The sequence below is a fragment of the Pseudoalteromonas arabiensis genome, from assembly GCF_001550155.1.
Classification (GTDB): domain Bacteria; phylum Pseudomonadota; class Gammaproteobacteria; order Enterobacterales; family Alteromonadaceae; genus Pseudoalteromonas; species Pseudoalteromonas arabiensis.
In genome coordinates this window covers 630343-644308 of record NZ_LRUF01000026.1, presented here as the reverse complement: position 1 = coordinate 644308, position 13966 = coordinate 630343, and the positions used below count along the sequence as shown (strand labels likewise).

Annotated in this window: 9 protein-coding genes; 7 read left to right on the top strand and 2 right to left on the bottom strand. The window is 42.1% G+C overall.

Features of this window, described 5'->3' with window-relative positions; genetic code table 11:
- The first annotated feature begins 16 nt into the window (after positions 1–16).
- From PAARA_RS20100 to PAARA_RS20090, 3 genes are all read left to right on the top strand, one after another.
- Positions 17–574 carry a hypothetical protein gene (locus PAARA_RS20100; protein WP_062570747.1) on the top strand — a complete coding sequence of 186 codons (558 nt, stop codon included), beginning with the start codon at positions 17–19 and terminating at the stop codon, positions 572–574.
- A gap of 73 nt (positions 575–647) precedes the next feature.
- Positions 648–2321: a DNA repair protein RecN gene (recN, locus tag PAARA_RS20095; RefSeq protein WP_062570746.1), complete on the top strand. Its 1674-nt coding sequence runs from the start codon at positions 648–650 to the stop codon at positions 2319–2321.
- A 54-nt stretch (positions 2322–2375) separates the two neighbouring features.
- Positions 2376–2774, top strand: a complete 399-nt coding sequence (locus PAARA_RS20090; protein WP_062570745.1) for a hypothetical protein — start codon at positions 2376–2378, stop codon at positions 2772–2774.
- Between the two features lie 87 nt (positions 2775–2861).
- On the opposite strand, the gene PAARA_RS20085 is transcribed toward PAARA_RS20090, so the two are convergent.
- Together PAARA_RS20085 and gltB are read right to left on the bottom strand one after the other, a co-directional pair.
- Complete coding sequence (locus PAARA_RS20085; protein WP_062570744.1) at positions 2862–4277, bottom strand: FAD-dependent oxidoreductase; 1416 nt, start codon at positions 4275–4277, stop codon at positions 2862–2864.
- Positions 4278–4285: 8 nt separating this feature from the next.
- Positions 4286–8743, bottom strand: coding sequence for a glutamate synthase large subunit (gltB, locus tag PAARA_RS20080; RefSeq protein WP_062570743.1), 4458 nt, complete (start codon positions 8741–8743; stop codon positions 4286–4288).
- Between the two features lie 680 nt (positions 8744–9423).
- Here gltB and PAARA_RS20075 point away from each other — a divergent pair.
- Genes PAARA_RS20075 through PAARA_RS20060 form a run of 4 tightly spaced genes read left to right on the top strand, consistent with a single transcriptional unit; the run spans position 9424 to position 13935 of the window.
- Positions 9424–10677, top strand: coding sequence for an efflux RND transporter periplasmic adaptor subunit (locus PAARA_RS20075; protein WP_062570742.1), 1254 nt, complete (start codon positions 9424–9426; stop codon positions 10675–10677).
- A gap of 18 nt (positions 10678–10695) precedes the next feature.
- Positions 10696–11403 (top strand): ABC transporter ATP-binding protein, encoded by a 708-nt coding sequence (locus PAARA_RS20070; RefSeq protein ID WP_062570741.1) that lies wholly within the window; start codon positions 10696–10698, stop codon positions 11401–11403.
- Positions 11404–11405: 2 nt separating this feature from the next.
- Positions 11406–12719, top strand: coding sequence for an ABC transporter permease (locus PAARA_RS20065; protein WP_062570740.1), 1314 nt, complete (start codon positions 11406–11408; stop codon positions 12717–12719).
- Positions 12720–12729: 10 nt separating this feature from the next.
- A complete protein-coding gene (locus PAARA_RS20060; RefSeq protein WP_062570739.1) occupies positions 12730–13935 on the top strand; it encodes an ABC transporter permease in 1206 nt (401 codons plus the stop codon).
- Positions 13936–13966: the final 31 nt, after the last annotated feature.

Sequence of the window (13966 nt, the reverse complement as noted above, 5' to 3'; positions counted from 1 at the left end):
AGGAATCTAATCCGAAATGGGCTATATCGTTTTTCTTGCTCTACTGTTGCTGATCACCTTGCTAGGTTGTTACTGGATCATCGAAAGTAATCGTCAAAAAGCAATCGAAGCAGAAAAAAAGCGCTTCAATCAACGCGTAAAAAAAATCAACAATGACTTCAAAATCAAGTTAATTGAATTTAGTGAAGCCAAGCTCATTCGCCCTAAAAATATAGGCAGCTTACATCAAATAACAAGTAACTATTTCGTCGTGCAAGCACATAACGAAGAGAATTTGAACCAGCTCGAATATATCAGTGATCTATTTATCAATACGGTCATTGCAGAAGCAAGTCGTTTACAGAGTGAAGCTGAACACGACCAACTTGCAGACCGTTTACAGTATTTTATGGCGCAACTGCCTCGTAATGGTATCGAGTTTAATAAAACCTTTTATCAAGAAACATTCCCTTCATTGGTTGAGACTATCAAGTTCTACCCTTCTATAGAATCAATTGATGATCACCAGCAAAGTATTGCCCCCCAAGAGATTGAAGATTTAAACCGACAAGAACAGCTCACAGAATTAACCTAAAATACAAATTTAGTTTGCAAAACCCAAAAACACTGTATAAATTAACAGTTAATTAGCTGGATGGATAAACAGTATGTTAATTGGGTTAGAAATTAAAAACTTTGCCATTGTGAGTAGTTTAAGTACGGAATGGCATCATGGTATGACAGCCATTACCGGTGAAACAGGTGCCGGTAAATCAATTGCAATAGATGCACTCTCATTGTGTTTAGGTGAACGAGCCGATGCAACAGCCGTTCGCCCTGGCACTGACCGTGCAGAAATTTGTGCGCAGTTTGATATTTCAACGCTTCCTTTAGCGCAGCAATTCCTAGAGCATCATTTGTTATCGAATGCTGATGGCGAATGTCTATTACGTCGTGTGATTTGCAAAAATGGTCGTAGTAAAAGCTACATCAATGGCAGCACAGTGACTGCTGCACAACTCAAAGAGCTTGGCCAGTACTTAATATCGATTCATGGTCAACATGCCCACCAGCATCTATTAAAATCTGATCATCAACTGCATTTACTCGATGCGTATGCTGGTCACACGACATTGCTTGCTGATGTTAAAGAGCGCTACAAAGCCTATCAAGCATTATTAAAAGAGTTTAACCAGCTTGAGCAACAACAACAGCAACAAGCTGCGCAAAAGCAGTTACTTGAGTATCAAGTTGCCGAATTAGATGAGTTTGCTTTACTACCTGGTGAGTTTGAAGAAATAGAAGCCGAGCATCACAAATTAAGCCACAGCCAAACTATTTTAGAATCATGCCAGCGTGAATTACAGCATTTATATGAAGCTGATGAACAAAGTGCATGCTCACTGCTACAGCACAGTGCACAGCAATTTACTGAACTTGCAGGGTATGATGAGAGCCTCACGGGTATCGCCACGCTTTTAAATGAAGCCGCAGTACAAGTCGAAGAAGCTAGCCGAGAGATCCGTGGTTATGTTGACATGACAGATCTAGACCCAGCCCGTTTAGACGATGTAGAAACTCGTTTAACAGGCATCATGGACTTGGCGCGTAAGCATCACATTAAGCCTGAAGAACTTGTTGAGTTCCATCAATCAATCGCAGAAGAATTAGCATCAATTAGTTATAACAGCGACCGCCTTGGCGCACTTGAAAGCGAAATTAGCGACGCGCTTGAACAATACAAGCAAGCGGCTCAATTATTAAGTGAAAGTCGCCATCGTTACGCTGATACACTTAATCAGCTAATTAGCGATAGCATGGCTAATCTATCAATGGAAAATGGCAAGTTTGCGATTGATATACAACAAACACCCGACAAAACACCTAGCGCAATGGGTTTTGACACAGTCTCGTTTTTGGTATCGACTAACCCAGGTCAACCTTTACAAGCTCTATCAAAAGTTGCATCCGGTGGTGAATTATCGCGTATTAGTTTAGCTATTCAAGTGATTATTGCAGAGCGCGTGACCACGCCAACTTTAATTTTTGATGAAGTGGATGTGGGCATTTCAGGCCCGACAGCATCCGCCGTAGGAAAGCTGCTGCGCCAACTTGGGAAATCAACCCAGGTTATATGCGTTACACATTTACCTCAAGTTGCCAGCTCTGGACATCAACAGTTTTTTGTTGCCAAAGAAATTGCTCATGGCGAAACCTTTACGCAAATGAATACACTGTCAAAAGATGGTCGTATAGACGAAATTGCACGTCTACTGGGTGGCGATAATATTAGCAAAACAGCAAGAGCAAATGCGAAAGAGTTAATAAGCGCACATGCATAATTTGTTAAGAGAAGTAATGGGCGCTTAAGCGCTCGTAAATTGGACATTAAAATAATGATATTTCGCAAATTAGCTATATTTGTGACAGGTTCAATAGCGATGACATCAACCCCAGTAAGTGCATCACAGTCTATGGATACAGCAAGCCCTTTTATATCTGTTTGGCTGTATTTAGTCGAAGTATTGGTGATTGCTTTGCCTATTGTTGCTTTACTTTTACTGGTATTTAGTCGCTGGAAACACTTAAAATTTAAATTACAGCTACAAGCTGTTCTAAATGTGTCTGCTTTTTTGGTGATCGCATTGGGCGGTATTTTAGGCTACTTTAGCCAAGCATTATCGACCATGATTTGGTTGTTTATGGGTAGCCATCTCATAGTAGTTGGCACAGCCTATTTACTCCTAAAACGTCATAAAATGAAAGTAAGGAATGCCTTGATTGGATGTTGGTAATGACCAATAGCGTAATAAATAAAACAACTAGCCTAAAGTAAAAAAGCAAGCTAAGCGCTTGCTTTTTTACTAACTAAGACAGCTTAATTAAACCTCTAGGTAATCCATAATACCTTCAGCAGCATTACGGCCTTCAAATATAGCAGTCACGACTAAGTCTGAGCCTCGTACGATGTCACCACCAGCAAATATTTTCGGATTAGTTGTTTGATGCGTAAACTCGCCTTTTTCTGGTGCGTTAATGCCGCCCCAATGGTTTATTTCAACACCATAAGGTTCTAACCAGTCCATTTTATGAGGTTTAAAACCAAACGCCATGAGCACTTTGGTGGCTTCAATAACATGTTCAGAACCGGCAACTTCTTCAGCACGACGACGACCATTTTCATCCGGCTCACCAAGTTGTGTTTTCACCATCTTAACGCCAGCGACTTTACCATGTTCGTCAACAACAATACCTTTAGGTTGTACGTTAAAAGTAAACTCAACGCCCTCTTCACGGGCATTTTTAACTTCGCGTTTTGAACCTGGCATATTTTCTTCATCACGACGATACGCACAGGTTACTTTCGTTGCGCCTTGACGGATTGAGGTTCTAACACAGTCCATCGCAGTATCACCGCCACCAAGCACGACTACTTTTTCGTTAGCCATATCAATGTAGGCTTGCTTATCCTCAGCATAACCCATAACACGATTTGTGTTACCGATTAAGAAAGGCAATGCATCAAACACACCATCGGCGTCTTCGTTCTCAAAACCTGCTCGCATACTTTGATAAGTACCCACGCCTAAAAACACGGCATCATATTCAGCCAAAATTTCATCAAGGGTAATATCAACACCCACTTCAGTATTTAGCTTAAACTCGACACCCATTTCAGTGAAAATTTCACGACGTTTTTGCATCACTTCTTTTTCAAGTTTGAATGAAGGAATACCAAATGTAAGTAAACCACCAATTTCAGGATGACGATCAAACACCACGGGTTTTACGCCGTTACGTACTAAAATATCCGCACAGCCTAAGCCTGCTGGGCCTGCACCAATGATAGCCACTTTTTTGTCAGACCAAACGACATAAGACATGTCTGGCTTCCAGCCCATCTTAAAGGCCGTATCAGTGATGTACTTTTCGATATTACCGATAGTAACAGCACCAAACTCTTCATCAAGTGTGCATGAGCCCTCACATAAGCGGTCTTGTGGACAAACCCGGCCACACACCTCCGGTAAACTATTGGTTCGATGAGAAAGCTCAGCTGCTTCTAAAATACGACCGGTACGAATTAACTTTAACCACTGTGGGATATAGTTATGGACTGGACATTTCCATTCACAATATGGGTTACCACAATCTAAACAACGGTCCGCTTGTGAATTAACTTGTGTTTCAGAAAACGGCTCGTATATTTCTACGAAAGATTGTTTACGTGCAGAAATTGGCTTTTTGCGCGGATCTACACGTTGTACATCGATAAACTGGTATACATTTTCGCTCATACTACCCCCTACTGAGCCTGAACACGAAGCTCTGCGCTGCTGCGCGCTCGGTGTCCGAGTAAACTTTTTACATCACTAGATTTTGGCTTGACCAATTTAAACATCGGCATGTATAAATCAAAGTTAGCTAAAATCTGCTCAGCGCGGTTTGAGCCAGTCAGCTCTAGATGCTCAGCAATTAGACCACGTAAATGTTCTTGGTGAGATGCTAAGCCCTCAAGCGTAACGATTTCAACAAGCTCTGGGTTAATGCGTTTTTCAAAGTCTTTGCCTTCATCAAGAATATACGCAAAGCCCCCTGTCATACCCGCACCAAAGTTAATACCCACTTTGCCAAGTACGCAAACCACACCGCCTGTCATATATTCACAGCCGTTATCACCCACGCCTTCTACAACAGCTTGCACACCTGAGTTACGAACAGCAAAACGTTCACCTGCAGAGCCAGCAGCAAATAACTTACCGCCTGTTGCTCCATATAAACAGGTATTACCTGCAATCGTGGCCTTATGGCTTTCAAACGATGAACCGAGCGGCGGACGAATTACCAGCTTACCGCCAGCCATGCCTTTACCAACATAGTCATTGGCATCACCAACCAGGGTCATTTCTAGCCCCCCCGCATTCCATACACCGAATGATTGACCCGCTGTACCATGAAGCTCAATAGAAACTGGGTCAGCAGCCATGCCTTGGTTGCCATGTTTTGAGGCAATATAGCCTGATAACATCGCGCCTACAGAACGGTCGGTATTACAAATACGGCTTACTAATGAGGTACCCGACTTTTCGTCAATTGCTTGCTTGGCTTTTTCAAGCAAGGTTTCATTTAGCTGACCTAAGTAGTGTGAGCTATTTGGCACACTACAATACAGGGTTTCACCTGTTGGGTTGTTAGGCGCAGCAATCACAGACGACAAATCCACTTTCTTTTGTTTCTCTGTCTTGCCTTCAATCGCTTCAAGTAAATCCAAACGACCAATTAAATCTGTTAAGCGTGTTACACCTAAACTTGCCATGATTTGGCGAGCTTCTTGTGCAATAAACTTAAAGTAGTTCATCGCCATTTCTGGCAAGCCATGATAGTGCTTTTGGCGCAGTGTATCGTCTTGTGTCGCAACACCGGTCGCACAGTTGTTTAAGTGACAAATACGTAAGTATTTACAACCAAGTGCCACCATAGGACCCGTACCAAAACCAAAGCTCTCAGCACCTAAAATAGCTGCTTTGATGATGTCTAGGCCTGTTTTGAGACCACCATCTGTTTGCAGACGAATACGGTGACGTAAACCGTTTTCAACTAATGCTTGCTGTGTTTCAGCAAGGCCAAGCTCCCACGGGCTACCAGCATACTTAACAGAAGTAAGCGGGCTTGCACCTGTGCCACCGTCATAACCCGCAATGGTGATTAAATCGGCATACGCTTTAGCAACGCCCGTTGCAATCGTACCAACCCCTGGTTCAGAGACTAATTTCACAGAAATCAGTGCATCTGGATTCACTTGTTTTAAATCGAAAATAAGCTGAGCTAAATCTTCAATCGAGTAAATATCGTGATGCGGCGGAGGCGAAATCAAGGTCACACCAGGCACTGAGTAACGTAACTTTGCAATATACGGCGTTACTTTTTCACCTGGTAATTGACCACCCTCACCTGGTTTTGCACCTTGCGCAACTTTAATCTGAATTACATCAGCGCTACGTAAATAATGTGGTGTTACACCAAAACGACCTGAAGCAACTTGCTTAATACGCGAGTTTTTCTCTGTGCCGTAACGAAGTTTATCTTCACCACCTTCACCCGAGTTTGAACAACCGCCTAAACGGTTCATTGCAATCGCTAACGCTTCATGTGCTTCTGGCGATAACGCACCAATACTCATTGCTGCCGAGTCAAAACGCTTATATAGCTCAGTTGCCGGTTCAACATCATCAATACTGATACCTGCATCTGGCACTTTTACTGCCAACATGTCACGCAAATTAGTGATCGGACGATTATTTACTAAATCAGCATAGGCAACATAATCACTGTATTCACCAGAACGCACTGCTTTTTGTAGCGTTTGAATAACATCTGGGTTATACGCGTGATACTCACCGCCATGCACATATTTCAATAAACCGCCATGGCTTAACAATTTACGCTTACTAAATGCTAATTTATGAAGCTTGCGTTGATCGTCATCAAAATCAGTGAAACACGCCCCTTTAATACGACTTGCCACACCATTAAAACAGGTTTCGACGATAGCCTCAGACAAACCAACGGCTTCAAATAACATCGAGCAGCGGTATGATGCAACAGTGCTAATACCCATTTTCGACATGATTTTATAAAGACCCTTGTTTATCGCATTACGATACGCAAGCGTTACTTCACAATAAGTCTTATTGATCACCTTACTATCACTCATAGCAACCAGTGATTCATAAGCAAGGTATGGGTAAATTGCTGTTGCACCAAAGCCGAGTAATACAGCGAATTGATGAGCATCGCGAACACTGCCTGATTCAATGATAATGTTTGATTCACAGCGCAAGTTATTATCAACTAAACGTTTCTGAATAGAGCCTACCGCCATCGCAGCAGGAATAGGCAACTGTGTTTCGCTGAAGTTACGGTCGCTTAACACTAACATCACACAACCAGCAGCCGCTTTCTCTTGCGCTTCGTCACAAATACGTGTGATAGCGCTTTCAAGCCCCTCTTCTACTGTGTAAGTGATATCAATTTTGCAGTAGCTGTAATATTTATCATCAGCATTAAGTAACTGCTGCATATCTGCATACATCAAGATTGGTGTATCAAACTGCAAACGCTTAGCGTGACCAGTGGTTTCGTTAAATACGTTTTGCTCACTACCAATACAGGTTGCCAGTGACATAACGTGATTTTCACGAAGCGGGTCAATCGGTGGATTCGTTACTTGCGCAAACTTCTGTCTAAAGTAATCAAATAACGAGCGGTGACCTTCTGACAGTACGGCAAATGGAGTGTCATCACCCATTGAACCTGTCGCTTCTTGACCGTTTTCACCCATCACACGAATAACACTATCAAGCTCTTCGTTAGTGAAACCAAACATCTTTTGATATTTAAGCAATGTTTCGTCATCAAATGAACGATTACCCGCATCTTTTTCAGAGAGCTGCTCGAACGGTATTAAACGCTTAACATTTGCTTCGAGCCATGCTTTGTATGGATGACGTGACTTAAGATCTTGGTCAATTTCATCTGAATGCCAAATTTTACCTTGATGAGTATCAATAACTAACAGCTCGCCAGGGCCAACACGGCCTTTTTCAACCACTTCGTCTGGTGCATAGTCCCAAATACCCACTTCTGAGGCGAGTGTTATAAAACCATCTTGGGTGATCACATAACGCGCTGGACGTAAACCGTTGCGATCAAGGTTACAGGCTGCAAAACGACCGTCAGACATGACAATACCAGCAGGGCCATCCCATGGTTCCATATGCATTGAGTTAAAGTCGTAGAATGCACGTAGGTCTTCATCCATAGCACGGTTTTTTTGCCATGCAGGCGGTACAAGCATACGCATTGCACGGAATAAATCCATGCCACCCGCTAAGAACAACTCAAGCATATTGTCTAAGCTTGAAGAGTCAGAACCGCTTTCATTTACGAACGGTGCAGCTGATTGCAAATCAGGGATAAGTGGTGAGGCAAACTTATACGCACGAGCACGGGCCCACTGGCGGTTACCTTGAATGGTATTAATTTCACCATTGTGTGCTAAATAACGGAATGGCTGCGCTAATGGCCAACGAGGTTGTGTATTGGTAGAAAAACGTTGATGAAATACACAAATCGCACTGGTCATGCGAATGTCAGCTAAATCTAAATAAAAGTTAGGTAAGTCAACTGGCATCATTAAGCCTTTATAGACAGTGACCAAACCAGATAAGCTGGCAATATAAAAATGTTCATCGTTTTCAAGGCGCTTTTCTGCACGACGACGCGCAACATATAAACGGCGCTCTAAATCTTTCGGACGCCAGCCTTCTGGGGCGCTAACAAAAATTTGTTCAAAGCCTGGTAGTTGTTTTTTTGCAATTGGCCCTAAACATGACGCATCAGTCGGTACAACGCGCCAGCCTTGAATGCTCAAGGTTTCTTTTTCGAGTTCTTCACTCAACACATCTTTAGCTGTTTGCGCAAGTACAGGATCGGCATTCAAAAATACCATGCCTACGGCGTAGTTCTTTCCTAGGTGCCAGTCATGTTCGCTAGCAATAGCACGAAAGAAACTATCGGGTTTTTGCATTAATAAACCACAACCATCACCGGTTTTACCATCGGCAGAAATACCGCCACGGTGCTCCATACGATCAAGCCCTGTGATTGCTGTTCGGATCAAGCGGTGACTCGCTTGTCCATTGACTTGGGCTATCAAGCCAAAGCCACAATTATCTTTTTCTAATTTTGAGTCGTATAACATAGACCCCTCCCCTTGCTACAACGACCAGCCCTTTAGTCTCTTGTGACAGGGCTAGCAGACGAACAAAACTATCGCCAAATAATCTCTGAGTCAATAGAGTTTTGAATACATATTCATATTCATGAATATTTCTCATTTAAATGCACTTAGTAAATTCTATGCTAATTTTTTACATTTAGGCGTATTTTCACCGTTATTTTTTTATGACACTGGTGTCATATTTAACAACTTGTAAAAGAAAAATTTCAAAAACCACTCTTTACGTTAACGTAAACTGACAACCAAAATGAATAAATATTCATTTTTTGAATGGTAATGCAGAATTTAGATATCACCTACTCACATAAACCAGACTCGCTAGGCACTTACTGTAACTCTTTAGATAACTATTTACGCTTACACTCCTAAAAGCTTGCTCTTTACGCGCACGTAAACCCACTTATTAAAAAGTGTCCGCTGCGGACACTTTTTCTGTCCGCGGACATTGAAATAACATCAATAAGATAAATAAACCTTTATAAATCAAAAGAATAAAAGTTGGCATATTGTTGGTATATAAAATTACATCAGCAGATTTAAGGACAGGACATGTTCACTTTTAGTTTATTTATTGCATCGCCACTCACCATGCTAGTAGTGGGTTTCATGATTATGTTAGTTGAGAACATTAAGGAACTATGATGATAAAAGATACCAGTGCTCAGGATATCTCGGTGACGAAGAAGAATAACTTTGCAAAACCAGTTGCACTAATTATCGGTGTATTATTAATTGGCTCGGTTGCTATAGGCAGTATTTTTGCAGACACCGAAGGCAGTATTTCCGTTGAGAAGGCAAGCCTACAAATCAGCAAAGTAACTCAGCAACCTCTCATTAGAGATGTCGCTGCCAGTGGCAAAATCGTTGCTGCAAATGCGCCCAAAGTATACAGCCCTGAACGCGGCTTTGTGGATTTGAAAGTAAAAGCAGGTGACAGCGTAAAAAAAGATGACGTCATCGCAATTGTAAAAAGCCCTGAGCTAACAAATGAGCTAAAACAGCAACAATCTGTACTTGCAAGGCTTGATGGTGAGCTTCAACGCAAGCAACTCGAAGCACGTAGACAAAAATTAAGCTTAACGAAAGCGCTCGACCTTGCTCAGGTTGAACTTAATGCTGCGGACCGTGAAAACCGTCGTGCCCAATTATCTATAAAGAAAAACTTAATAAGCCAAATTGATTTAGAAAAAGCAGTCGATGATTTAGCAAGAGCAAAACTTTCTTATAAACATGCTGAGCAAGAGGTTGCGCTTGCAAAAGATACCCTTGCCTTTGAGTTAAAAGCCGCAGAGCGAGATCTAGCAAGACAGCAGCTTATCGTTGATGATTTATTTCGCCAAGTAAATGACCTAACTATCATAGCCAGTGTGAGCGGCATCGTGGGGAATTTACTTGTGCAACAAAAAGAGGCCGTAACTCAAAGTCAGCCATTAATGACTTTGGTGGACTTAAGTAACTTTGAAGCCGAGCTTCAAGTGCCAGAAAGTTATGCTAATGAATTAGGTTTAGGGATGCAAGTCGAACTAACGCTCGGTGCTCGTCATGTGACGGGAACATTGTCAGCTATATCTCCGGAAGTAAACAACCGCGAAGTGACAACACGAGTACGATTTGATGATGAACTGGTTGGAATTCGCCAAAATCAACGTCTCACAGCCCGCATTCTCTTAGAAAATCGCGACAATGTTTTACAAGTAAAGCGCGGCGCCTTTTTACAACAAGGTGGGACGCGTGCTTATCGAATCGATGGTGATATGGCTTACTTAATCGATATAAAAACAGGCGCTAGCAGTATTAACGCTGTGGAGCTCTTAGAAGGCGTTCAAGCTGGCGATCAATTAATCATCTCTAACTACGACCGTTATAAACAAGCACCGGTACTCGTTTTACGTTAACAACAAGGAATTATAATTATGCTTAAAATGAATAACATCAATAAAGTGTATCAAACTGAAATGGTACAAACTCATGCACTTCGTGATTTTAACCTACAAGTAGATGAGGGTGAATTTATTGCAGTGACAGGCCCAAGCGGCTCAGGTAAAACCACGTTTTTAAACATTGCAGGAATGCTAGAGCCATTTAATGAGGGCCAATATCTATTAGACGGAATTGATGTCGGTAAACTCAATGACAATCAACGTGCCGACCTTCGTAATCAAAAAATCGGTTTTATTTTCCAAGGTTTCAACCTCATCCCTGACTTGAACCTATACGAAAATATCGAAGTACCCCTTCGTTACCGTGGGATTAAAGCAGCCGAGCGTAAACGCCGAATTGAGCAATGTTTAGAGCAAGTTGGTCTAGCGTCACGTGCAAAACACCTTCCTCAACAGCTCTCTGGCGGACAACAGCAACGTGTAGCTATTGCTAGAGCCCTTGCTGGTGAACCTCGTTTTTTACTTGCCGATGAGCCAACGGGTAACCTTGATAGCTTAATGGCTCGCCAAGTAATGGAACTACTTGAACAAATAAATCGTGATGGTGCAACTATTGTGATGGTTACTCACGATCCTGAACTTGCTCGCAGAGCACCTCGGAACATTCAGGTCGTTGATGGTCAACTCGCAGATCTAACCTTATATCAAGGCACTCAAAACTTAAAAGCGGCAGGGGTATAGTCATGTTCCTTCATTATTTAGATTTAAGCTGGCGTAGCTTTAAGCGCACGCCATTAGTGAGCTTTTTAATGGTGCTAGCCATTGCTATTGGTATTGGTGTCACGATGACAAGCCTCTCTGTTTATCACATGATGTCGGCGGATCCGATCCCTGAAAAAAGCAGCCAACTTTACAGCGTACAGCTTCAAATTATGGACGATGGCAGCACTTGGTGGACTAAGGACAACCTCCCCTTACAATTGACCTACCAAGACGCTGTGAATTTAAATAAAGCGGATGCAGGTGGCAAACGTGTAACTATGGTACGCACTGGTTTTTCAGTTTATTTAGACTCAGACAAAATAAAACCCTTTATAGGTCAAGCTCGCCTCACTACACCTGACTTTTTCGATATGTTTAATTTGTCATTTCTATATGGAGGTGTTTGGAGCGAGCAACAAGAGGCAAATGCCGCACCCGTTGTCGTGATCAGCAAAGAACTTAATGACAAATTATTTGCCGGCGAAAATTCGATTGGAAAAATTATCTACCTTGACGATGCCAGTTACGAGGTGGTGGGTGTTATTGATGATTGGGATATTACAACTAAGTATTACGATTTAAATAACGGCTCATTCAATAAAACAGAGCAGCTATTCCTCCCTTTTAGCCTTATGAAAGCTCGCCAGCTGGAAAACTGGGGTAACACAAATGGATGGAAACACGAAAAAACCAATACATTCAACGATAAGTTAAATTCAGAGTTAGTGTGGCTACAATTTTGGGTTGAACTTAAAACGCCTGAGGAAAAACAGGCTTACCAAGATTTCTTGATGGCTTACATGCAAGAACAGCAAAAGCTAGGTCGCTTCAATCGTAAGCAACTAGAGGCCAAGCTACGGGATGTAAATGAGTGGATGCAATACAACAATGTAGTCAGTGAAGATAATGAGATTCTTGTTGGTCTTAGCTTTATGTTTTTGGCTGTATGCCTTGCGAACATTCTTGGTTTACTGCTTGCGAAATTTTTACGAAGAGCTTCAGAGGTGGGTGTACGAAGAGCTCTTGGCGCAAGTAAACGACAAATTTTTTACCAGCACATCGTCGAAGTAGCCATGCTAGGATTTTTAGGCGGTATTTTGGGGATCATTCTTGCTCAAGTTGGCTTGTTAGGTGTGCGTCAAAGCTATAGCTATTATAAAAGCCTAGCAACCATGGATTTAAGCATGCTTTTGAGCGCTCCTGTTATAGCCATTAGTACCTGCGTTATTGCTGGACTTTACCCTGCTTGGCTGGTGTGCAAAACCAACCCTGCTATTTACCTGAAGAGCCAATAAGGAAAGTAACATGTTTGAAATTAAACCTATTTTTAACGCCTTATGCCGCTCAAAGGTTGGCGCAGTCTTATTACTTATACAAATAGCCATTACCACAGCCATTGTCAGTAATGCTGCATTTATTATCCAAGACAGAATTGGTTATTTAAGCCAACAAACCGGCTACCCTGAAGAAGATATCTTCGTATTCCATGTAATGATGTTTGGTCAAGACGTATCACTGTCTCAACAGTATGAACTCGATGAAGCCATGCTTCGCCAAATACCTGGCGTAGTCGATGCTGCGTATTCAAGTAATACACCGCTTTCAGGCAGTGGCTCATCATCTGACTTTAGTTTAAAGCCAGCGCCTGAAGAGGGTAAATCAGCGCGTACTTCTTATATGTTTATCGATGAACATGGTCTCAATACTTATGGTGTGAAACTCATTGCTGGGCGCAACTACACAGAGGATGAGGTGATTGTCACTGACAATTACGATGAGCTCTCAAAGGTCACTGTTGTGACAAAAACCCTGCTTGATGAGTTATTCCCTGATGGCAACGGCCTTGGGCAAACCATTTATTTTGGTGATATCCCAATGAAAATCATCGGCGTGATTGATTTAATGAAAGGCCCATGGCTTAAAGATAGCCGCCCTGATAATGTCGCATTGCTCCCTTTTATTAAAGCAGGTAGTAATGCACGATTTGTAGTAAGAACTGAACCAGGCCAACGTCAATCTGTAATGAACCGTGTTGAAGAGGCCATGTTAAAAAACTACAACAAACGTGTTATTTCTCGCATTCGTGGCCTTGATGAAGACAAAGAACAATATATGGCAGAAGATACATTAATGATGCGTATGCTGATTGTACTTATTACTATCTTAGTCTTGGTGACTGCCCTGGGTATTTTTGGCCTGACTCTATTCAATATTAGTAAACGTACAAAACAGATCGGTACTCGCCGTGCATTAGGTGCAAGAAAATCTGCCATCATCAGCTACTTCTTAGTTGAAAACGCCATGATTTGTAGTGTTGGTTTAGTCATTGGCATCATTGCTGCTGTTTATTTAGGGCAGCTACTTATGCAGCACTTCTCTATTGCACAACTAGAGATTAGTTATGTACTTGGTACGGCTTTGTGTGTGTTTGTTATGAGCTTATTGGCTGTACTAGCTCCAGCAAAACGTGCGGCGAACATCTCACCGAGCATTGCAACTCGAACAATTTAGTTCTCCCAACCTATGCTACACTGGATTAACA

Excerpts from the sequence above, each read along its gene's own strand:
- PAARA_RS20090 (WP_062570745.1), top strand. The coding sequence starts at position 2,376 with ATGATATTTCGCAAATTAGCTATATTTGTGACAGGTTCAATAGCGATG.
- gltB (WP_062570743.1), bottom strand. The coding sequence starts at position 8,743 with ATGTTATACGACTCAAAATTAGAAAAAGATAATTGTGGCTTTGGCTTG.
- PAARA_RS20065 (WP_062570740.1), top strand. The coding sequence starts at position 11,406 with ATGTTCCTTCATTATTTAGATTTAAGCTGGCGTAGCTTTAAGCGCACG.
- PAARA_RS20060 (WP_062570739.1), top strand. The coding sequence starts at position 12,730 with ATGTTTGAAATTAAACCTATTTTTAACGCCTTATGCCGCTCAAAGGTT.
- recN (WP_062570746.1), top strand. The coding sequence starts at position 648 with ATGTTAATTGGGTTAGAAATTAAAAACTTTGCCATTGTGAGTAGTTTA.
- PAARA_RS20085 (WP_062570744.1), bottom strand. The coding sequence starts at position 4,277 with ATGAGCGAAAATGTATACCAGTTTATCGATGTACAACGTGTAGATCCG.
- PAARA_RS20100 (WP_062570747.1), top strand. The coding sequence starts at position 17 with ATGGGCTATATCGTTTTTCTTGCTCTACTGTTGCTGATCACCTTGCTA.
- PAARA_RS20075 (WP_062570742.1), top strand. The coding sequence starts at position 9,424 with ATGATAAAAGATACCAGTGCTCAGGATATCTCGGTGACGAAGAAGAAT.
- PAARA_RS20070 (WP_062570741.1), top strand. The coding sequence starts at position 10,696 with ATGCTTAAAATGAATAACATCAATAAAGTGTATCAAACTGAAATGGTA.